The organism is Maritimibacter sp., assembly GCF_016774595.1.
In the GTDB taxonomy this organism is placed as follows: domain Bacteria; phylum Pseudomonadota; class Alphaproteobacteria; order Rhodobacterales; family Rhodobacteraceae; genus Maritimibacter; species Maritimibacter alkaliphilus.
Genome location: NZ_JACBWT010000001.1, coordinates 853,324 through 872,888, shown reverse-complemented (window position 1 = coordinate 872,888; position 19,565 = coordinate 853,324). Strand labels below are relative to the sequence as shown.

At 63.9% G+C, this 19,565-nt stretch carries 19 protein-coding genes; 13 read left to right on the top strand and 6 right to left on the bottom strand.

The window, feature by feature from the left end:
• The first annotated feature begins 45 nt into the window (after positions 1–45).
• A complete protein-coding gene (locus HOY44_RS04325; RefSeq protein ID WP_287433246.1) occupies positions 46–942 on the top strand; it encodes an MBL fold metallo-hydrolase in 897 nt (298 codons plus the stop codon).
• A gap of 138 nt (positions 943–1,080) precedes the next feature.
• Complete coding sequence (locus tag HOY44_RS04320) at positions 1,081–2,103, top strand: TRAP transporter substrate-binding protein (protein ID WP_287433244.1); 1,023 nt, start codon at positions 1,081–1,083, stop codon at positions 2,101–2,103.
• Positions 2,104–2,369: 266 nt separating this feature from the next.
• On the opposite strand, the gene HOY44_RS04315 is transcribed toward HOY44_RS04320, so the two are convergent.
• Positions 2,370–4,298 carry a TRAP transporter large permease gene (locus HOY44_RS04315; protein ID WP_287433242.1) on the bottom strand — a complete coding sequence of 643 codons (1,929 nt, stop codon included), beginning with the start codon at positions 4,296–4,298 and terminating at the stop codon, positions 2,370–2,372.
• A 118-nt stretch (positions 4,299–4,416) separates the two neighbouring features.
• Positions 4,417–5,346, bottom strand: a complete 930-nt coding sequence (locus tag HOY44_RS04310; RefSeq protein WP_287433240.1) for a VOC family protein — start codon at positions 5,344–5,346, stop codon at positions 4,417–4,419.
• A 112-nt stretch (positions 5,347–5,458) separates the two neighbouring features.
• Between HOY44_RS04310 and HOY44_RS04305 the strand changes: the two genes are divergently transcribed.
• Positions 5,459–6,391: a LysR family transcriptional regulator gene (locus HOY44_RS04305; protein WP_138421574.1), complete on the top strand. Its 933-nt coding sequence runs from the start codon at positions 5,459–5,461 to the stop codon at positions 6,389–6,391.
• Between the two features lie 66 nt (positions 6,392–6,457).
• Entirely contained in the window at positions 6,458–7,585 is a 1,128-nt protein-coding gene (locus HOY44_RS04300) for an FAD-dependent oxidoreductase (RefSeq protein WP_287433237.1), read from the top strand.
• Positions 7,586–7,630: 45 nt separating this feature from the next.
• Here HOY44_RS04300 and HOY44_RS04295 read toward each other — a convergent pair whose 3' ends face one another.
• From HOY44_RS04295 to HOY44_RS04285, 3 genes are read right to left on the bottom strand one after another with little or no spacing between them, the layout of a single operon-like run.
• The gene (locus tag HOY44_RS04295; protein WP_287433235.1) at positions 7,631–8,095 is read right to left on the bottom strand and encodes a DUF3237 domain-containing protein; all 465 of its coding nucleotides are present in this window, start codon (positions 8,093–8,095) and stop codon (positions 7,631–7,633) included.
• Complete coding sequence (locus HOY44_RS04290; RefSeq protein WP_287433233.1) at positions 8,092–9,024, bottom strand: alpha/beta hydrolase; 933 nt, start codon at positions 9,022–9,024, stop codon at positions 8,092–8,094. Before HOY44_RS04290 ends, HOY44_RS04295 begins: the two co-directional genes overlap by 4 nt.
• Before the next feature lie 3 nt (positions 9,025–9,027).
• Positions 9,028–9,687, bottom strand: coding sequence for a TetR/AcrR family transcriptional regulator (locus HOY44_RS04285; protein ID WP_254655614.1), 660 nt, complete (start codon positions 9,685–9,687; stop codon positions 9,028–9,030).
• 141 nt (positions 9,688–9,828) lie between these two features.
• Here HOY44_RS04285 and HOY44_RS04280 point away from each other — a divergent pair, with 141 nt between their 5' ends.
• From HOY44_RS04280 to HOY44_RS04260, 5 genes are all read left to right on the top strand, one after another.
• A complete protein-coding gene (locus HOY44_RS04280) occupies positions 9,829–10,704 on the top strand; it encodes a shikimate dehydrogenase (protein WP_287433231.1) in 876 nt (291 codons plus the stop codon).
• A 21-nt stretch (positions 10,705–10,725) separates the two neighbouring features.
• Positions 10,726–11,700: a TRAP transporter substrate-binding protein DctP gene (gene dctP, locus HOY44_RS04275; RefSeq protein WP_138421571.1), complete on the top strand. Its 975-nt coding sequence runs from the start codon at positions 10,726–10,728 to the stop codon at positions 11,698–11,700.
• Between the two features lie 65 nt (positions 11,701–11,765).
• Complete coding sequence (locus HOY44_RS04270; protein WP_008334700.1) at positions 11,766–12,287, top strand: TRAP transporter small permease; 522 nt, start codon at positions 11,766–11,768, stop codon at positions 12,285–12,287.
• The gene (locus HOY44_RS04265; protein WP_287433230.1) at positions 12,280–13,575 is read left to right on the top strand and encodes a TRAP transporter large permease; all 1,296 of its coding nucleotides are present in this window, start codon (positions 12,280–12,282) and stop codon (positions 13,573–13,575) included. Before HOY44_RS04270 ends, HOY44_RS04265 begins: the two co-directional genes overlap by 8 nt.
• 3 nt (positions 13,576–13,578) lie before the next feature.
• Positions 13,579–15,462: a bifunctional sugar phosphate isomerase/epimerase/4-hydroxyphenylpyruvate dioxygenase family protein gene (locus tag HOY44_RS04260; protein ID WP_287433229.1), complete on the top strand. Its 1,884-nt coding sequence runs from the start codon at positions 13,579–13,581 to the stop codon at positions 15,460–15,462.
• A 3-nt stretch (positions 15,463–15,465) separates the two neighbouring features.
• Here the strand turns inward: HOY44_RS04260 and HOY44_RS04255 are convergent, their stop codons facing one another.
• Complete coding sequence (locus HOY44_RS04255) at positions 15,466–15,888, bottom strand: Fur family transcriptional regulator (RefSeq protein ID WP_287433227.1); 423 nt, start codon at positions 15,886–15,888, stop codon at positions 15,466–15,468.
• A gap of 174 nt (positions 15,889–16,062) precedes the next feature.
• Here HOY44_RS04255 and HOY44_RS04250 point away from each other — a divergent pair, with 174 nt between their 5' ends.
• Genes HOY44_RS04250 through HOY44_RS04235 form a run of 4 tightly spaced genes read left to right on the top strand, consistent with a single transcriptional unit; the run spans position 16,063 to position 19,557 of the window.
• Positions 16,063–16,968: a metal ABC transporter substrate-binding protein gene (locus tag HOY44_RS04250; RefSeq protein ID WP_502710681.1), complete on the top strand. Its 906-nt coding sequence runs from the start codon at positions 16,063–16,065 to the stop codon at positions 16,966–16,968.
• Positions 16,969–16,979: 11 nt separating this feature from the next.
• A complete protein-coding gene (locus HOY44_RS04245) occupies positions 16,980–17,873 on the top strand; it encodes a manganese/iron ABC transporter ATP-binding protein (protein WP_050771997.1) in 894 nt (297 codons plus the stop codon).
• Entirely contained in the window at positions 17,870–18,730 is an 861-nt protein-coding gene (locus tag HOY44_RS04240) for a metal ABC transporter permease (RefSeq protein WP_287433226.1), read from the top strand. The genes HOY44_RS04245 and HOY44_RS04240 overlap by 4 nt, the downstream gene beginning before the upstream one ends.
• Complete coding sequence (locus HOY44_RS04235) at positions 18,730–19,557, top strand: metal ABC transporter permease (RefSeq protein WP_287433225.1); 828 nt, start codon at positions 18,730–18,732, stop codon at positions 19,555–19,557. The genes HOY44_RS04240 and HOY44_RS04235 overlap by 1 nt, the downstream gene beginning before the upstream one ends.
• Positions 19,558–19,565: the final 8 nt, after the last annotated feature.

Here is a 19,565-nt window from a genome sequence, read left to right as displayed (position 1 = left end):
ACCCCCTGATACCGTCGCGCGACGACGCGCAGACGGAGGCACGCTTTGGATCACTCGACCACATTCGTCACCTTGGGCACCGCCGGAGGGCCGATCCTGCAACCCGGCCGGTCGCAGCCTGCGCACCTGTTGAAGGCCGGGGATCAGGCGATCCTCATCGACTGCGGCGAGGGTGCGCTGGGCCAGTTGACGCGGGCCGAGGTGCCGTTTCGCGACATCCACACCGTCGTGCTGTCGCATCACCATTTCGATCACATCGGCAGCCTGTTCGCTTTGCTCGGTCTGAACATGATGACCCAGCGCAACCAGCCGCTCCGCATCTTCGGCCCGACCGGAACCGCAAGGATCGTGGCCGGGCTGACCGATGCCTGCGACGTGCCCAACGAGATCGGATTTGGCGTTCCGGGGCAGACGCTCCCTCATGCGCGCGATTTCGTCGAGGTGCGGGAGATCAATCCGGGCGACACCGTCGAGATCGGCGAGGTGACGCTGACCTGCTGTGAGAACACGCATTATCGCGGTGAGGCGGACCATGGCAGCGGGTGGTATCTGTCGCTGTCGCTTCGGTTCGACACGCCCGACCGCTCGGTCGTGTTCACCGGTGACACCGGGCCGTGCAAGGCGGTGGAAGGACTCGCGCAGGGCGTCGACCTGCTGGTGGGCGAACTCATGGATGTGGACCTGACGATGACGCGCGTGCGCGAGGCGAACCCCCAGATGCCCGAGGCGCGTATCCAGATGATCGGCGCGCACCTCGCAGACCACCATCTGAGCCCCGAACAATTGGGCGACATGGCCCGCCGCGCGGGCGCGAAAGAGCTTGTCGCCGTGCATTTTTCGCCGGGGATGATGACGCCGGCGCGCGCGCCGGAATACCTTGCGCGGATCGAGGCGGTCTTCGACGGCCCCGTGCATTTGAGCGAAGATCTGGGACGGTATTGAAAGCCGCGAGATCACCCGGTGCATTCAGCGGATCAATTGATGTCATTCATCCAATTCAATTTTCAAACCCATGGGGCGGTGCCTACACTCACGTAAGCCCGCGACGTCTCCGGGTTTGATATCCATAGGGAGGATACCATGGGAAAACGACTTCTGGCCGGCGCGCTTGCCGCCGCCACGGCGCTGACGCCGCTTGCGAGCTTTGCCGAAACGCTGGTCTTCGGGACCGGCAACGTACCGATGCACCCGATCAACAAACTTATCATGGAGCCTTGGGCGGCCGCGGTGAACGCCGACGGGGGCGACGCCGTTCAGGTCGATCCGCGACATGGCCCGGCGCTGGTCAGCCCGAACAACTATGTCGACCGGGTCATGGACGACGTGGTGCAGATGGCCTGGGGGATGCTCGCCTTCGATCCGGGTCGCTTCCCGCGTTCGCTCGTCGCCACCACGCCGTTCATCGACGGCTCGGCGGAAGCCATCGCGATGGGGTTCTGCGAACTTTACGAAGCGGGCACGATCGGTGACGAGCTGGCCGATTACCACCCGCTGTTCTTCGTGCCGTTTCCGCAGACCAAGGTGCACCTGAACGGTTCGCCCGCGACCTCGTTCAAGGATCTGGCGGGCAAGAAGATCGCGACAGGTTCGCCCGTGGCGGCCGCCATCGTGTCGGCCAATGGCGGCACACCGCTGTCGATCATCCTGCCTGAGCAGTATCAGGCGCTTCAGCGCGGCAACGCGGATGGCACTTTCATGAGCTACACGGCATTTCCGGGCTTCAAGTTGAACGAGGTGACGACCGACCACCTCGACGCGCCGCTGGGCGGGGCGATCGGGATGGTGTTCATGCTCCAGTCGAAATACGACGCGTTGTCCGACGAGGCGAAAGCCGTGCTCGATGCGCATTCCGGCTGCGACGTGACGCGCGAGATGGGCAAGATCGTGGATCAGTGGGAAGCGGATTCGAAGGGCTTCGTGCAGGCTCAGGGCGACCACACGTTCAATACGCTTCCCGATGCCGAGTTCGAGGCGATCAAGACCAACCTGTTTCCGGTCATCGTCAAGGGCTTCGCCGAGCGTGTGCCGGGCGGCGAAGAGCTGGTCGACGAATGGAAAGCCGCCGTGATCGAGGCGCAGGAACAGATCGACAGCGGGTCGTAATACGCCTGAACGAATTGGAAGGCGAAACGCCGGTCGGGGGTGCCCCGGCCGGCGTTTTTGCTGTTATGATGGGATCGGGGCTATGGTTTTTGTGTTTTTATTTCAGTAGCTTAGCGCCAAAGTCCCTCTCCAGTATCCTAGTATCCTAGTATCCTAGTATCCTAGTATCCTAGTATCCTAGTATCCTAGTATTCTAGTATCCTAGAATTCTGGAGGACGCGTTCTCCGGCCCGCCACAGCCTGGAACCCGCGCCTAACACCACACGCTAGTTCATCGTCGAAGGCAGCCAGAGCGACAGGGCCGGGAAAGCGATGATGAGGATGATCTTGACGATGTCCGCGATGATGAAGGGAAAGACGCCTTTCATCACCGTGGTCAGGCTGATCCTGGGGTCGATGTTCTTGATGATGAACAGGTTCATTCCGAACGGCGGCGTAATCATCCCGATCTCGACCACCACCAGCATGAGCACGCCCCAGAACAGCATGTCGTATCCGAGGTGCAGGATGATCGGCGTCACCACCGGAAGGGTGATGATCATCACGCCGAAGCTGTCCATCACCGAGCCGAGCGCAAGATAGATCAGCACGAGGATCGCGAGGACGATCACCGGCTTCGCGTCGATCCCCGAGACCCAGGCGGCGACGAGGTCGGGCGCCTGGCTGAGATTGACGAAGAAGGCGAACATCAGACCGCCGAAGATCAGCGCATAGATCATGGCGACGGTCGTCGTCGTTTCCGAAAACACGCGCAGAAGGGTGGTCCGGTTCAGCCGTCCGCGCAGGATCGCGAGCGCAAAGGCGCAGACCGCCCCGACAGCGGCGCTTTCCGTCACGGTGAATAGGCCCGAGTAAAGCCCGCCGATCACGATGGCGAACATGCCGACCACAGGGCCAGCACCGACAAAGGCGGCACGGATTTCCGAGAATGGCACGCGGGCGGCGGCGGGCGCCGTGTCTTTCGAGAACGTGACGGTCGCGAAGACCGCGCAGAAATAAAGCACGATGGCCAGCGCCGCGGGGATCATCGCCGCGACGAACAGCGCGCCGATGCTTTCCTCGGTCAGAAGGGCGAACAGGATGATGACTCCCGACGGCGGCACCAGCGCCCCGAGCGTGCCGCCTGCCGCGACCGTGGCGGTGGCAAGCGTGGGCGCGTATTTCAGCTTCTGCATTTCCGGGAGCGCCATGCGCCCGAAGGTGGCCGAAGTCACGACCGAATTGCCGGACACGGCACCAAACCCGGCACAGGCCGCGATGGTGGCATAGGCAAGGCCGCCTCTGAGCGGGCCGAGGATCGCGTTCCCCAGCCGAAACAGGTCGTGCGACACCCCGGCGGCGACCGAGAAGGCCCCCATGATGAGAAAGAGGGGCAGGGTCGCCACCTGATCGTTGCGCAGGAAATCGGCGGAATCGCCGCCGAAGGTGTTCACCGCCGCGTTGGGGCCAAGCACCGCCAGCGCGCCCACGACGCCGATCACGGCGGTGACCGAGGCGAGAGGGATCTGAAGAAACACCCCCAGCCACAACAGCGCGAAGGCGGCGAGCACGGCAAGGCCCGGACTGGCGTACATGAAGTTCGTGACGCCATCCATGTCGGTCACCATCCAGTAGAGGATGCCCAGACAGATCACCGCGAACAGGGCGGCGAGCACCACGACGATCCCGCTCGATCCCGCGTCCTTGGGTGTCGCCACGGCGGCCCGCGTGTCGTTGACGACGTGAAGCAGTTGCACGGCGGACGACGCCCACATCGAAAGCGAGATGACGAAGTAAGCGGGGGCGAGCGGCACTTCGAGCAGCGCGGTGGCGCGGGCCTGCGTGTGATAGCGCAGACCAAGGCCCCAGATGCTCCACGCCAGCATGACGAAAAAGGCCAGCAGCACGACGGACCCGACGACGTTCAGCCATGCCGTCATCCGGGCGCCGGTCAGCGGGGCGAGCAGGTCGATCTTGAGGTTCACCCGGTTCGCGGCGCCCGCCGGAAATGTCGCGGCGACGGCGACGGCGAAGACCAGCGACATCACTTCGTTCAACGCGAAGACCGAATGGCCGAACAACCATTTGCCCAGCACGTCGGCGACGACGACGCCCGCCCCCAGCAGGATGCCGGCGATGGCGACGACGGCGATCCCGCCCGTGATGTTCCGCATCCAGCGGTCCGCCGCGCGCGGGGTGTCCAAGATGTCCTGCATGTCCTCTCCTCCCATGTCCGGCCCTAGACGCGGAGCGGTTCCCGAGGGGGGGCCGCATACCGGTGCCGGACACCTGATCGACCGGCCCCGTCACGATGCGCGCGACGGGCCTTCGCGCTTACGACTTGCCCGGCGGGGGGCCACCCGGCGACCACTTTTCGACGTTCTCGAACAAGAACATCTGCGAGGCCTCCGCGCTCATCGGCGTTTCACGCATGACCCAATCGCCATCGTGCAGGTCCATGTCCGCATCGTATTCGATGTTCACGCGCAGCGGTGAGCTGAAATACCAGAACCAGTTGGAGCCGAATTTGTGGCGCCCCGGTCCCCAGAAGGACTCGTAGCCCTTCTTGATCATGCGCGACCCGGCCAGCATCAGATCGGTCGGCCCGGACATATGGAAGGCGAGATGTTCGATGCCCTGCATGTATTCGGGCGTCTGGACCATGAACAGCACATGGTGATCGAGGTTCGCCTGCGGGCGCAGGAACGGCCCGGTGTTCGTGAACTTGTCGGTGATGACGAAGCCCAGCCGGTCGATGTAGAAATTCGCCATCCTGTCCATGTCGGGAACGAAGTAGACGATATGGCTCAGGGTGCGGGGGGCGGCCGTGGCCGCTTCGTCGGCGCCGACATGGTTCGGGGCGCGCCCGGGTTTGGCGCCGGGGGCGTTTATCATCTCGGCGGGCATGTCCAGCGTGACGCGGCGCGTGATGCGGAAGGCGATCTGAAACCCTGCGTCGTCCTTGCAGGACAGCGTGCCATCGGCGGCCTTTGCGACGTCGCGATCTTTCGACAGCTCGGTCTCGATCGCGTCGAGCGTGGCCTGATCCTCGACCCCCCAGATCGTCTGGCGCAGCCAGGAATTGGTGGGCAGGGGGGCAGGCAGGTCGGGGTCGTCGGTGGCGCACAGGCGGATCGCCGTCTTGTCGAGCGCCTCAAAGCGGCCGTCTCCGGCCGCGGTCAGCCCGAAGTCCGTCAGAAAGGCTTCGCAGGCGTCACGGTTGTCGACGCCAAAGACCAGTTCGTCCGGCCCGATGATGCGCATGTCGGTGTCCTCCTTGCAGCTTCAGGGACCGTATGGGACTTCCAATCATTCGGAAAATGGATATTTTTCATGTTATCCATTGATTCTGAAAATGCACCGAAGAGGGTTCTGCATGCGGTTCAAGAAGCTCGATCTCAACCTGCTGGTGGCGCTGGATCACATGCTGGAGCACCGCTCGGTCACCGAGGCGGCGGGGCGGATGTTCATGTCGCAATCCGCGATGTCCAACGCGCTGACCCGGCTTCGCACCTATTTCGACGATCCGCTGCTGGTTCAGGTGGGCCGCCGGATGGAGCTGACCCCGCGCGCCGAAGCCTTGCGGCCCGCGATCCGCGACGTTCTCGTGCGCGTAGAGGCCGCGATCGACCGGGGTCCGCAGTTCGAGCCGGACCAATCGGACCGCACCTTCAACCTGCTGTTGTCCGACTACAGCCTGAGAGTGCTGATGCCGACCATGTTCCGGCTCGCCGATGACCAGAATGCGACCGTGCGGTTCAATCTTCGGGCGCAGGAAATAGCGCCCTACAACCAGATCGAACGGGGTGAGGTCGATCTCTTGATCGCGCCGGAGCCTTTCGTGTCGCCCGACCATCCCTCGACGCTTCTGTATGAGGATCGTTATGTCGTGGTCGCATGGGCCAAGGGTAAATACGGCACCGGCCCGATGGACAGCCGCGCCTATGAGGCCGCGGGGCATGTGGTGATGGTGCCGCCGCAGCAGGCCCAGACCGTCGATGGGCGTCTGATTGCGGGGGGCGGGCTTACACGACGCGTCGAGGCTACGACCTTTTCGTTCGCCTCGCTGCCTTACCTCATCACCGGAACCAATCGGATCGCGACGGTCCACGGACGGCTCGCGGCCCTGATGAAGAATGAGGCCGACCTCGTGTCCTACCCGCTGCCGGTCGAAGCGCCGCCGCTGCGCCAGATGATCCAATGGCACATGCTGCGCGATGGCGACCCCGGCCTGTCATGGCTGCGCGATCTGGCGCTGGCCTCGGCCGCGACCCTCGACGGCATTGATGCGATGGATGCATTGAATTAAACCTGTCAATTTTCTAAATACCTCAACCCTGCCTACGGTTCACCCCGAACAGGGAGGAAACGGGTCATGAAGGTAGACAAGGCACTCGTCGTCGGCGGCGGGATCGGCGGGCTGTGCACCGGCATCGCGCTGCGGCAGAAAGGCATCGAGGTCGAGATCATCGAGCGCGACCCGGAATGGACGGTCTATGGCGTCGGGATCATTCAGCAGATGAATTCGATCCGCGCCATGCACCAGCTTCAGGTGCTCGACGACTACCTCTCGCGCGCCTGGGGGTTCGACCGGACGACCCTGTTCGTCGGGCCGCAGGGGCACAAGGAAGCCGAGTTCGACGCGCCGCGTCTGGCGGGGCCCGACTATCCGTCGAACGCCGGAATCCTGCGCCGTGACCTGCAAAAGGTGCTGGCCGACAAGGTGGCCGAGGTCGGTGCGACCGTGCGCCTTGGGATCACGGTGGCCGCGATGGCGGATGACGGCGACGGGGTCGACGTGACCTTTTCCGACGGCGGCACGGCGCGATACGACATCGTCGTCGGGGCCGACGGCGTGTTCTCGTCCACCCGCCGCATGATCCTGCCGGACGCGCCGCAGCCGCGCTACACGGGGCAATGGGTCTGGCGTTACAACCTGCGCCGCCCGCCCGAGGTCGAGGGCATCCACGTCTTCGCCGGTCCCTGCAACGCCGGGCTGACCCCGTTGAACGAAGACCTGATGTATATGTTTCTTCTGTCGGAGGAGCCTGAGGGGTTCAAACTTCCCGTCAAAGGCTCCGCCGCCGCGATGCGCGACCGGGCCTTGCGCAGCATGGCCCCGCCCCAGATCGCCGCATACCTCGACCAGATCACCGAGGACGCCGAGGTGGTGGCCCGGCCGCTCGAGGTCATCTTGCTGGAGGACGATTGGCACAAGGGCCGCGTCGTCCTCATTGGCGATGCCGTTCACGCGGCGACACCGCATCTGGCGCAGGGTGCGGGCATGGCGATCGAGGATGCTTTGGTACTGGCCGACGAACTGGGCAAGCACGACACCCCGGACGAGGTGTTCACGGCCTTCCGCACGCGCCGGATGCCGCGTGTGGCCCATGTCGCCAAGACATCGATCCTGATCGGCGACGCCCAGATGGGCAAGGTGCCGCCCGTCGATGTGGGGGCGCTGAACGGTCAGACGATGGGTATGATGGCCCAGCCGATCTGACCGCTCACCCGGCCTATGGGGCCAAGCGCGAAAGGATCGGCGCACTCAGGTGACGATGTAGACGTCGATCCGGATGGTGCGGCCCATCGGGGCGAGTGAGCAGATGAAAAGCCGTTCGGTCAGCCAGCGGTGCGGGCCGGATGGCGCGTCGAACACCGGGGCGGCCCGCATGTAGAACTCCGACGGATCGACGGCCTCGCCCGACCGGAGCCGTGTGCGCACGTCGTCGGATGAGACGCGCAGCCCCTTGTTCACCACGTAGATCGGCGTTCCGTCCTCGGCTTCGATCGTATACCGCGCCTCGATCCGGCTGGTGCCGTCCGGCGCGATCACCGGCCAATCCGACCCGCCCGGCAGGACGCGCCCGGTGAGCCGGGGGCCAAAGACTCGGCCTCCGGTGATCGGGATGTGGAGCCGCTCGCCATCGGGCGACGTTCCTGCCGAAAGCGGCGCGTCGATCTCGGCCTCGATGGTGAAGGCGAGGTCGAGACCAGGCGTTACGGGTTTCATCGGGCGGCGAGCCAGTCGGTCATCTTGCGCAGCTTGGCCTGCGCGTCGTCGCAATATTCCATCGACCGCAGGTAGCCGTGAATCAATCCGTCGCCCTTGTCGAGCACGACGGGAACCCCGGCGGCCTTGAGCTTTTCGGCGTAGATCACGCCACTGTCGTAAAGCGGATCGTTCTCGGCCACGGCGACGAAGGCGGGGGCGCAGCCGGAATGATCGTCGGCCACGTAGGGCGCGCAACGCGGATCGTCGCGCAGCATGTGCTCGTTCTCTTCGCCCCCCACGAACATCCGGTTGTTCGCTGCCATCCCCTTGGTCTGAAGCAGCGGCGCATTGGCGTTGGCGATCATCGACGGGCGTTCGAGGTCGAACTCGGTGACGGGATAGATCAAGAGTTGGGCGATGAACGGAAACTCGTCCTTCATGGCGAGCGCCGTGGCCGCGGCCAGATTTCCCCCCGCGCTATCGCCGCCGACGGCGATGCGATCCGGGTCGATCCCCAGCAGGTCGGCGTTCGCGCGGCACCACCGCGCCACGTCGCACATCTGGAGGAACGCGGTCGGGAACGGGTGGTCGGGCAGAAGGTAGTAATCCACCGATACGACCGTCTGCTTGTTCCACGACGCGATCCGCGAGGTGATGTCGGCATGGGTTTCGGGCGAGCCCTGAACGAACCCGCCGCCATGGGCGTAGATCAGGCAATCCTGCGTGCCGCCCGAGGTGTGACGATAGACACGCACGCGCACAGGGCCCGCCGCGCTTTCGATATGATGCTCGGTCGCATCATCCACGTCCTCGGGTTTGGGCAATGCCATGTTCGCGGCCACGCCTTCGAAATGCGCCTTGCGTTCGGGCAGGGTCGCGCCGGGCTTGAGCGAGGCCCATTCGGACGTCCATTTCGCCATGAAGGCGTCGATTTGGGGATTAAGCATGTTTCACCTTTTCAGAACGTCGCCAAGAACCATCGACACGGCACGCTCGCGCAACCTGTCCTGTCCTTCGCGGGTGTAGAGGGATTTGCCGAACAGCGACGAAAACGTCGGCTTGTTCGACACGTTGAAAACGGAGAGCGCCGAGATCTGCCAGTGCAGTTCGGTCGCATCGAGTCCTTCGCGGAAATCGCCGGACGCCTCGCCACGGGCGATGAGCGTTTCCAGCCGCGCGATGGCTTTCTTGTTCAGCCCGCGGATCACGGTCGAGGCGTTCAGGTAATCCGCGTGGTGGACGTTCTCGATCATCACCATACGGATGAAATCGGTGTTCTTGCGGTGATGGTCGAAGGTGAACGACACGAGCCGTTCAAGCGCCTCGACCGGGGGCAGAACGTCCAGATCCAGCTTTTCCTCGCCCTGTCGGACCTTGGAATAGGCTGCTTCGAGGGCGCGCATGTAAAGCGTCTCTTTGTCCTCGAAGTAGTAGTAGATCATCCGCTTCGAGGTGCTCGTGCGGGCCGAGATATCGTCGATCTTGGCGCCGGAAAGACCGTTCTGCGCGAACTCGGCCATCGCCGCTTCGATGATGTCACGCTTGACCCGCTCCGGGTCCTGCTTCCAGCCAGACTTTGGTTTCGTATTTTTTTCCAATGACTTGGCCAATTTTCTCCTCCCCGTTTCAGACAGGGTTAGCACGTCAATAATTAAACCCCAAGTTAAAAGTGATTGACAGATTTAAACCGCGATTCCATTTTGGCGCCATACCCGGACGACTCGTTCGCCGGGCGAGGGAGGATGACTGGAATGAAGCTTGGCTCGGCCGAGACAGCGCAAGACGCGCCGGATGCGACTGCACGCAAGGTGCAGGTCGGTCTGATCGGTCGCGGTATCCAGCTATCGCGCACACCGGCCATGCACGTCGCTGAAGGCAAGGCGCTGGGCCTCGACTACGCCTACGACCTGATCGACCCGGACGCGATGGAAAGCGCGCCCGACCTGAGCGCCTTGATCGACCGCGCCGAGGCGGACGGATTCGCCGGTCTGAACGTGACCTTTCCCTATAAGCGCGAAGTGATGGCGCTGCTTGACGAGCTGTCACCCGCCGCGACCAAGGTGGGGGCCGTGAACACCGTCGTGTTCCGGGACGGCAAGCGGCGCGGTCACAACACCGATTTCTGGGGCTTTGCCGAAAGCCTGCGCCGGGGTCTGCCGGATGCGCCGAAGGAGGCGGTTCTGCTTCTGGGCGCGGGCGGTGCCGGCGGCGCGGTGGCCCATGCCCTGCGCGATGTGGGTGTCGGAACCCTGTTCATCTACGACGCGAACACCGAGGCCGCCGCCGCGCTTGCGGATGCGGTCGAGGGCCGCGCGATCACCGATCTCGCCGCTGCGGCGGCCGGGTCCGACGGCATCGTGAACGCCACCCCGATGGGCATGGCGAAACTGCCCGGCATGGCGATCCCGGCCGATCTGATCGAGCCGCGCCACTGGGTCGCCGATATCGTTTATTTCCCGCGTGAGACCGAGCTTCTGGCCACGGCGCGCGCGCGGGGGTGCCGGGTGCTCGACGGCTCCGGCATGGCCGTGTTTCAGGCCGTGCGCGCCTTTGAACTGTTTTCGGGGCTGGTCCCCGATCCCAACCGGATGCGGGCCACGTTCGAGGCCTTCACCGACCCAAACTGAACGCGAAAGGGAGGATTACCAATGCGTTTCACTACCACCATCTCGGCTCTGGCCATCTGTGCGGCCGGTGCTGCGTCCGCGCAGGACGTTGTCGAACTCACCTATTCGGATACCGTGCCGGAAACCGATCCGCGCTCGGCCATCCTGAAGGCCGAGTTCGGCGATTGCCTTGGCGACGGCTTCAACTTCCAGCCCTACCACGGCGCGACCCTGTTCCAGCAGGGCACCGAGCTGACCGCCATGCAGCGCGGCAACCTCGACATGGGCAACCTCGCCATTTTCGACTTCTACAACCAGGTCCCCTCGACCAGCGTTCTGGGCACCCCGTTCCTGTTCCGTGACTACGAGCACATGCGCGCCGTCTACGACAGCGACGTTCTGGCCGATCTGGAAGCCGAAATCGAGGAAAAGGCCGGGGTCAAGATCCTCGCCTATCCCTACATCGGCGCCCGTCATCTGGGCTACAAAGGCGACAAGGAATACATGACGCCCGCCGATCTCGAAGGCATGAAGCTGCGGATGCCGGGCGGCGAAGGCTGGCAGTTCGTCGGTCAGGCCATGGGCGCGACCCCGGTCCCCGTCGCCTTCACCGAGGTCTACACCGCGCTTCAGTCCGGTGCGATCGACGGTCAGGACAACGGCTTCCCGGCGACCGCGTCGATGAAGTTCCACGAGGTCATCAACTACATCGGCACCACGTCGCACCTGATCGCGGCGAACGAGTTCACCATCTCGCTCGACAAGTGGAATTCGATGAACGAAGAGCAGCAGGCGAAGGTGCAGGAATGCGCCGACAACTTCGAAGCCGCGCTCGACGCCTCGACGCTGGAGCTTGAAGAAAGCAAGCGCGCCGAGATCGAAGCCGCCGGCGTGACCGTCTACGCCCCCGACAACGCCGCCTTCCAAGAGCACGTGCTGGGCGTCTATGCCGACAGCAAGTACTCGGCCGATTGGCCCGAAGGGCTGGTCGAGGCCATTCAGGCCGTCGGTCAGTAAGCACGCCAAGCGCGATACGGGCAGGCGGGGGAAACCTCGCCTGCCTTCACGAGCCGGAGGGGCATATGGAACAGGCGAAGACCATCTGGAACTGGCTGGGCAGGCGGGCCGAGAACATTCTCGCGCTGCTCCTGTTTTCCATGTTCGTCACCTTCATCCTACAGATCGTATTTCGGTACTTCCTGAGCCTTCCGGTGGGCTGGACCGTGGAATGGGTGACGATCGCGTGGCTCTGGGGCATCCTCTTCGGTTTCGCCTTCGTGGTCCGCGAGACCGATATCATCCGGCTCGACATCGTCTATTCCGTCATGCCGCGCGGCATCCGCCGGGGCATGGACGTGGTGGTGGGTCTGACCATCGCCGCGATCTTTCTCTACACGCTGCCCGCGTCGTGGGATTACATCGACTTCATGATGCGCGAGCGCACGGCCTATATCCGCGTGCCGTTCTTCTGGGTCTTCATCATCTACATTCCCTTCGCGATTTCGGTCGCCGTGCGCGGCCTGATGACCGCGTGGGCGGGCATTCGCGGCACCGGGCCGACCTTCGACACCGAAACGAGCGCGGAGACGCACGACTATGATTGATCCCTTCACGCTCGCGCTGATCCTGATCGTGGGGCTGACGCTCATGGGGGCGTCGGTCGGACTTGCCATGATCGCGGGCAGCTTCGTCTACCTGATCTTCAAGGGCTTCGATCCGTCGATCGCGTCCGAAACGCTGCTTCAGGGCCTGTTCAACAACTACACGCTGCTGGCGATCCCGCTCTTTATCCTTGCCGCCGACATCATGAACATCGGCTCGCTGGCCGACCGTCTGCTCAGGTTCGCGCAGGCGCTGGTGGGCCGGTTCCGGGGCGGGCTGGGGCACGTCAACGTGGTTTCGTCGCTGATCTTCTCCGGCATGTCCGGGTCCGCTGTCGCGGATGCGGTCGGCATGGGCAAGATCATCATCAATCTGATGACCCGCGACGGGAAATACTCGAAAAGCTATGCCGCCGCGATCACCGCGGCCACCGCGACCGTCGGCCCGATCATTCCGCCGTCGATCCCGATGGTGCTCTATGCCATCGTGTCGGACCAATCGGTCGGCTTCCTGTTCGCCGCCGGAATGCTGCCCGGTCTGCTCATGGCCCTGATGATGGGCGTGATGAACTACATCATGGCCCGCCGCCACGATTTCCCGGTGGACGAAGTGGTGCCGATGCGCGACCTGCCCGGCATCACGTGGAAGGCGCTTCCGTCCCTGATGCTGCCCGTGATCCTTCTGGGCGGCATCTACGGCGGCATCATGACGCCCACCGAAGCCGCCGCCGTGGCCGCGTTCTACGCGCTGCTCGTCTCGGCGCTGTTCTACCGCTCGGTGTCGTTCAAAGACTTCTATCAAGCGCTTCTGGGGTCGGCCCGGTCGACCGCGAGCGTCGGGGTGCTGGTCGCCGGTGCGATCACGTTCAACTACGTCATCACGCGCGAAAACCTTCCCGTTTCGATCAGCGAATTCCTGGGCCAGTACGAACTCAGCCGCTTTTGGTTCCTGATCGTCATCAACCTGCTGTTCCTCGCCCTCGGCATGGTGCTGGAAGGGGGCGCGATCCTGCTGATCATCGTCCCGATCCTGATCCCGTCCGTGCGGGCCATGGGCATCGACCTTGTCCACTTCGGCGTGATCGTCGTGGTGAACGCGATGATCGGGCTGATTACGCCACCTTACGGATTGTTGCTGTTCATCACCGCGAACATCACGCAGCAGCCGGTGGGGCGGATCATCCGTGACGTCTGGCCGTTCATCATCGCGCTGCTCGTGGCGCTGATGGTCATCACCTTCGTGCCGGACTTCGTGCTCTTCCTGCCGCGGCTTCTGGGATACCAAGGGTAAGCCATGAAAACCTCCATCGCGACCGTCTCGATCTCTGGCTCATTGACGGACAAGCTGGAGGCCATCGCGGCGGCGGGCTACGACGGGATCGAAATCTTCGAACAGGATTTCATCGCCTTCGACGGTTCGCCCCGCGACGTGGGCCGGATGGTGCGCGACCACGGGCTTGAGATCACACTGTTTCAGCCGTTCCGCGACTTTGAGGGCCTGCCGGAACCCTACCGCTCCAAAGCCTTCGACCGGGCCGAGCGCAAGTTCGACCTAATGGGCGAGCTTGGCACAGATCTGGTGCTCTATTGCTCCTCCTGCCATCCCAAGGCGCTGGGCGGGATCGACCGGGCGGCGGACGATTTCGCTGAATTGGGCGAACGGGCGGCCAAGCGCGGGATGCGGGTCGGGTATGAGGCGCTGGCTTGGGGCAAGCATGTCAGCGACCATCGCGACGCATGGGAAATCGTGCGCCGGGCGGATCACCCGAACATCGGCCTGATCCTCGACAGCTTTCACACGCTGGGTCGGGGGATCGACCCCGAGACGATCCGGCGTATCCCCGGTGACAAGATCTTCTTCATTCAACTGGCCGATGCGCCCAAGATCGACATGGACCTGCTTTATTGGTCGCGCCACTTCCGCAACATGCCGGGCGAAGGCGATCTGCCGGTCAAAGCGTTCATGCAGGCGGTCATGGCGGCCGGATATGACGGGCCGATCAGTCTGGAGATTTTCAACGATCAGTTCCGGGGAAGCTCCACGCGGCAGGTGGCGCAGGACGGATACCGCTCGCTCGTCGCGTTGATGGATGACGTGCGCCGGGCCGAGCCGTCGCTGGACGTCGACCTGCCTCGCATTCCGGCCCGTGTGCCCAGCCATGGTGTCAGCTTCATCGAATTCGCGACGCGCGGGGACGAGGCCGACAAGCTCGAGGCGCTTCTGGCGACATTGGGTTTCGCTCCGTCCGGCACCCACCGCAACAAGGCGGTCAGCCTGTGGAGCCAAGGCGGCGTGCGCATCGTGCTGAACAAGGAGACCGAGGGGCACGCCGCGACCGCGTTCAACGCGCGCGGCACGACCGTCTGCGATATCGGGTTGCGCGTGGCCGATGCCCAAGCCGTCGTCGACCGGGCCGGGGCGCTTGGGATCGCGCCGTTTTCGCAACCCATCGGGCCGGGCGAGATGGACATTCCGGCCATTCGCGGCCTGTCCGGTTCGGTGCTGCATTTCATCGACGAAGGCACCGGGCTTGAACACGTCTGGCAGGTCGAATTCGGGCAGAGCGAGACACCGGCGGGCGCGGGGATCACGGGCATCGACCACATCGCGCAGACCATGAGTTACGAGGACATGCTGTCGTGGACGCTGTTCTATACCTCGGTCTTCGACATGCGGAAATCGGCCATGGTCGACGTGTTCGACCCGGACGGGCTGGTGCGCAGTCAGGTGGTCGAAAGCCCGGACGGGGCGCTCAAGATCACGCTCAACGGGGCCGACAGTCACCGCACGCTGGCGGGGCGCTTCCTGTCCGAAACCTTCGGGGCCTCGGTTCAGCACGTGGCGCTCGCGACCGACGACATCTTCTCGACGCTCACCGACATGACGGCGCGGGGGTTCGAGCCGTTACCGATGCCGCAGAACTATTATGACGACCTCGCGGCCCGCTTCGATATCGCGCCGGACCTCTTGGCGCGGATGCAGGCGTTGAACGTCCTTTACGATCACGACGAAAAAGGCGCGTTCTTCCAGTGCTATTCCAAGGCTTTCGCAGGCGGATTGTTCTTCGAGATCCTGCAACGCGATCCGGGTTACACCGGCTTCGGCGCGCCCAATGCCCCGTTCCGCATCGCCGCCCAGAAACGGCAGGTGCGGGGGCGCGGGATGCCTGCCCGTTAGCGGCTAGTCCTTGATCCGGCGGACATAGAGTTCAAGCTTGTGGCTCACGATTTCGAACCCGTGCTTGCGCGCGATGTCTTCCTGTAGCCGTTCGATCTCGTCCGAGACGAATTCGATCACGTCGCCGGTGTCCACGTCGATGAAATGGTCGTGGTGATCGGTGGGAGCAGGTTCGAACCGGGTGCGCCCATCCTCGAACGTATGGCGTTCGATCAGGCCGTGCTCGGCCAGCGTGTTCATGGTGCGATAGACGGTGGCGATGTTCACGCCCGGCTCGATCGCGCTGACCTTGCGATGCAGTTCCTCGACATCCGGGTGATCGGTCGCGCCTTCGAGCACTTCCAGAATCACACGGCGTTGCCCGGTGATCCTGAGGCCGCTTCTTCGTGAGCGTTCTAGGAGTGTGTCGTCCTGCGAACCGGTCATGTCTCGGTCATATACGTCTGGGGCGGGGCCGCCCATGGCAAAATGATCTCGGGTCACCTTGTTGCAAATGATTTGCACTTGCAAGACGCTTGAGAATCTGTATCCCTAGTTGCAATTCATTCGCAACTGGTGGCGCGCTGGCCGCGCACAGGACAGCGACGGAAAGGATAGAGGATGAGAACGCGGATAATCGCTTTGGTGGCGGGTGTCGCGGCAGGCGCCCTGATGGGCTCGGTCGCCACGGCTGACGAACACCGGATGAAGGTGGTGACCACCTTCACCGTGCTGGCCGACATGGCCGAGAACGTGGCGGGGGAGGCGGCCGAGGTGGTGTCTGTCACCAAGCCCGGCGCCGAGATTCACGGGTATGAGCCGACCCCCCGCGACCTTGTCGGCGCGCAGGACGCCGATCTGATCCTGTGGAACGGGATGAATCTGGAGCTCTGGTTCGAGCAGTTCCTGCGCAATCTGGGCGATGTGCCATCGGTGACGCTGACGGACGGGATCGAGCCGATCCCGATTGCGGAGGGCGCATATGAGGGCAAGCCGAACCCCCATGCCTGGATGGGGCTCGACAATGCGATCGTCTATATCGACAACATCGCCGCCGCCTTCGCGCAACATGATCCGGACAACGCCGCGACATATGAGGCCAATGCGGCCGCCTACAAGGACGAACTCCGCGCCACACTCGAACCACTGCGCGAAACGGTCGCCGAGATTCCCGAAGACCAACGCTGGCTCGTCACCTGCGAAGGGGCGTTCAGCTACCTCGCCCGCGATTTCGGTCTGCGTGAGCTGTATCTCTGGCCGATGAACGCCGACCAGAACGGCACGCCCCAGCAGGTGCGCAAGGTGATCGACGGGGTGCGCGACAATGACATTCCGGTGGTCTTCTGCGAAAGCACGGTGAACACGTCGCCCGCCGAACAGGTCGCGCGCGAAACCGGCGCGGCCTATGGCGGCGTGCTGTACGTGGACAGCCTGTCCGAGCCGGACGGCCCGGTGCCGACCTACCTCGACCTTCTGCGCGTCACCGCCGAAACGGTCGTCAAAGGCCTTGCATCCAACGGGGGCTGAGGCGCGTATTCATGCAGGCAGACAAGGCAGCGGGAGTGATGAACGTGGAAGCGCAGACCGCAGGCATAACCGCGCGTGACGTCACCGTGACCTACCGCAACGGTCACACCGCGTTGCGCCATGCGAGTTTCGCGATTCCGCGCGGCACGGTGACGGCGCTCGTCGGTGTGAACGGTGCGGGCAAGTCCACGCTTTTCAAGGCGATCATGGGGTTCGTGCCGGTCGCGGGCGGCGAGATCGAGCTTCTGGGCATGTCAGTCCGCGAGGCCCTGAAGCGGAACCTCGTGGCCTATGTGCCCCAGTCGGAAGAGGTCGATTGGTCCTTTCCCGTGCTGGTCGAGGATGTGGTGATGATGGGTCGCTATGGCCACATGGGGTTTCTGCGCCGCCCATCGAAAGCAGACCACGCCGCCGTCGCCGCCGCGCTCGACCGGGTGAACATGGGCGACTTTCGGCACCGCCAGATCGGGGAGCTGTCCGGCGGGCAAAAAAAGCGCGTCTTCCTGGCCCGCGCGCTGGCGCAGGACGGGCAAGTGATCCTGCTCGACGAACCATTCACGGGCGTGGATGTGAAAACCGAGGAACAGATCATCGCCCTGTTGCGGGAGTTGCGCGACGAGGGCCGGGTGATGCTGGTCTCGACCCACAACCTCGGCACCGTGCCGGAGTTCTGTGATCGCACGGTTCTGGTCAAGGGCACGGTCCTGAACCACGGCCTGACCGAGACGACCTTCACGCGCGCGAACCTCGAAGCCGCGTTCGGCGGCGTGCTTCGCCATTTCACGCTGGGCGGCACCGACCTGCATGACGACGAGGATGCGCGCCATATCTCGATCCTGACCGACGATGAGCGCCCCTTCGTCCAATACGGCGACGAGACGCGGGTGACGGAGCGCAAGGAATGAGCGTGCTCTTCGAGCCTTTCACCTACGGCTACATGACCAACGCGATGTGGGTCTCGGCGCTCGTCGGTGCGGTCTGTGCGTTTCTGTCGTCCTACCTGATGCTCAAAGGCTGGTCCCTGATCGGCGACGCGCTGTCGCATTCTGTCGTGCCGGGAGTTGCGGGGGCCTATCTGCTCGGCCTGCCGTTCGCGCTGGGGGCGTTTCTGTCGGGCGGGTTGGCGGCGGCGGCGATGCTGTTTCTGTCGGATCGTTCCGGGCTGAAGGTCGATGTCATCATCGGGATCATCTTCACCTCGTTCTTCGGGCTGGGGCTTTTCATGGCTTCGGTGAACCCGATGGCCGTGTCGCTTCAGACGATCACCATGGGCAACATCCTCGCCATCTCGCCGGACGACACGCTGCAACTGGCGATCATCGGCTTCGTCTCGCTCGCCGTTCTGATCGCCAAGTGGAAAGACCTGATGGTGGTGTTCTTCGATGAAAGCCACGCGCGGTCGATCGGGCTGCGCCCCGGTCTGCTCAAGGCCGTGTTCTTCATGCTCCTCTCGGCCAGCGTGGTGGCCGCGATGCAGACGGTCGGCGCGTTCCTCGTCATCGCGATGGTGGTGACGCCGGGGGCGACCGCGTATCTGCTCTGCGACCGGTTCCCACGGCTCATCCTGACCTCGGTGGCCATCGGCGCGGTGACGAGTTTCGTCGGTGCCTATGCGAGTTATTTCCTCGACGGCGCGACGGGCGGCATCATCGTCGTGCTGCAAACCGTGATTTTCCTCGTCACCTTCCTCGTCGCACCGAAACATGGGCTTCTCGCGGCCAGACGCAAGGCGCGGGCGGCACTGGACGGGGAGGCGGCCTGATGGACATGCTGCTCATGCCGTTTCAGTTCCCGTTCATGCAGAACGCGTTTCTGATTTCCGCGATCGTCGCCGTGCCGACCGCGCTTCTGTCCTGCTTCCTCGTGCTCAAGGGCTGGGCGCTGATGGGCGATGCGATCAGCCATGCGGTCCTGCCGGGGATCGTGCTCGCCTATGTGCTGGGCCTGCCCCTGATCCTCGGCGCCTTCGCGGCCGGCATGGTGACGGCGGCGGCGACCGGGTATCTGTCCGAGAACAGCCGGGTGAAGCAGGATACCGTGATGGGTGTCGTCTTTTCCGGCATGTTCGGGCTGGGGCTGGTGATCTACGTATCGCTCAACACCAACGTCCACCTCGACCACATCCTGTTCGGCAACATGCTGGGCGTCGGTGCCGAGGATCTCTGGACGGCAGGAGGGATCGCGGCGGTCGTGGTCGTGGCACTGCTGATGAAATGGCGTGACCTCATGCTTCATGCTTTCGATCCGGCACAAGCGCAGGCCTCGGGTCTGCCGGTGGGGCTGCTTCATTACGGTCTGCTCACGATCCTGTCGCTGACCATCGTCGCGACCCTGTCGGCCACCGGGCTGATCCTTGCCGTGGGTCTGCTGATCGCACCGGGGGCGACGGCGTTTCTGCTGGTACGCAGGTTGGGCGCGATGCTCTGGGTGGCCGTGGTCGTCTGCCTGATCTCAACGCTGGGCGGCACCTACGCGAGTTTCTTTCTCGACAGTGCACCCGCGCCGACGATCATCCTGATCCTCACCGCTTTCTTCGTCGCGGCCTTCGTGCGCCGAACCATTCTGGTGCGCCGGGCCACGCTGGCCTGACACCGCGC

What these genes read in the sequence shown, in the direction of transcription:
- HOY44_RS04300 (WP_287433237.1), top strand. Translation starts at nt 6,458, where the DNA reads ATGAAGGTAGACAAGGCACTCGTCGTCGGCGGCGGGATCGGCGGGCTG.
- HOY44_RS04305 (WP_138421574.1), top strand. Translation starts at nt 5,459, where the DNA reads ATGCGGTTCAAGAAGCTCGATCTCAACCTGCTGGTGGCGCTGGATCAC.
- HOY44_RS04255 (WP_287433227.1), bottom strand. Translation starts at nt 15,888, where the DNA reads ATGACCGGTTCGCAGGACGACACACTCCTAGAACGCTCACGAAGAAGC.
- HOY44_RS04265 (WP_287433230.1), top strand. Translation starts at nt 12,280, where the DNA reads ATGATTGATCCCTTCACGCTCGCGCTGATCCTGATCGTGGGGCTGACG.
- HOY44_RS04280 (WP_287433231.1), top strand. Translation starts at nt 9,829, where the DNA reads ATGAAGCTTGGCTCGGCCGAGACAGCGCAAGACGCGCCGGATGCGACT.
- HOY44_RS04270 (WP_008334700.1), top strand. Translation starts at nt 11,766, where the DNA reads ATGGAACAGGCGAAGACCATCTGGAACTGGCTGGGCAGGCGGGCCGAG.
- HOY44_RS04315 (WP_287433242.1), bottom strand. Translation starts at nt 4,298, where the DNA reads ATGCAGGACATCTTGGACACCCCGCGCGCGGCGGACCGCTGGATGCGG.
- HOY44_RS04245 (WP_050771997.1), top strand. Translation starts at nt 16,980, where the DNA reads ATGCAGGCAGACAAGGCAGCGGGAGTGATGAACGTGGAAGCGCAGACC.
- HOY44_RS04295 (WP_287433235.1), bottom strand. Translation starts at nt 8,095, where the DNA reads ATGAAACCCGTAACGCCTGGTCTCGACCTCGCCTTCACCATCGAGGCC.
- dctP (WP_138421571.1), top strand. Translation starts at nt 10,726, where the DNA reads ATGCGTTTCACTACCACCATCTCGGCTCTGGCCATCTGTGCGGCCGGT.
- HOY44_RS04320 (WP_287433244.1), top strand. Translation starts at nt 1,081, where the DNA reads ATGGGAAAACGACTTCTGGCCGGCGCGCTTGCCGCCGCCACGGCGCTG.
- HOY44_RS04290 (WP_287433233.1), bottom strand. Translation starts at nt 9,024, where the DNA reads ATGCTTAATCCCCAAATCGACGCCTTCATGGCGAAATGGACGTCCGAA.
- HOY44_RS04250 (WP_502710681.1), top strand. Translation starts at nt 16,063, where the DNA reads ATGAGAACGCGGATAATCGCTTTGGTGGCGGGTGTCGCGGCAGGCGCC.
- HOY44_RS04235 (WP_287433225.1), top strand. Translation starts at nt 18,730, where the DNA reads ATGGACATGCTGCTCATGCCGTTTCAGTTCCCGTTCATGCAGAACGCG.
- HOY44_RS04310 (WP_287433240.1), bottom strand. Translation starts at nt 5,346, where the DNA reads ATGCGCATCATCGGGCCGGACGAACTGGTCTTTGGCGTCGACAACCGT.
- HOY44_RS04260 (WP_287433229.1), top strand. Translation starts at nt 13,579, where the DNA reads ATGAAAACCTCCATCGCGACCGTCTCGATCTCTGGCTCATTGACGGAC.
- HOY44_RS04240 (WP_287433226.1), top strand. Translation starts at nt 17,870, where the DNA reads ATGAGCGTGCTCTTCGAGCCTTTCACCTACGGCTACATGACCAACGCG.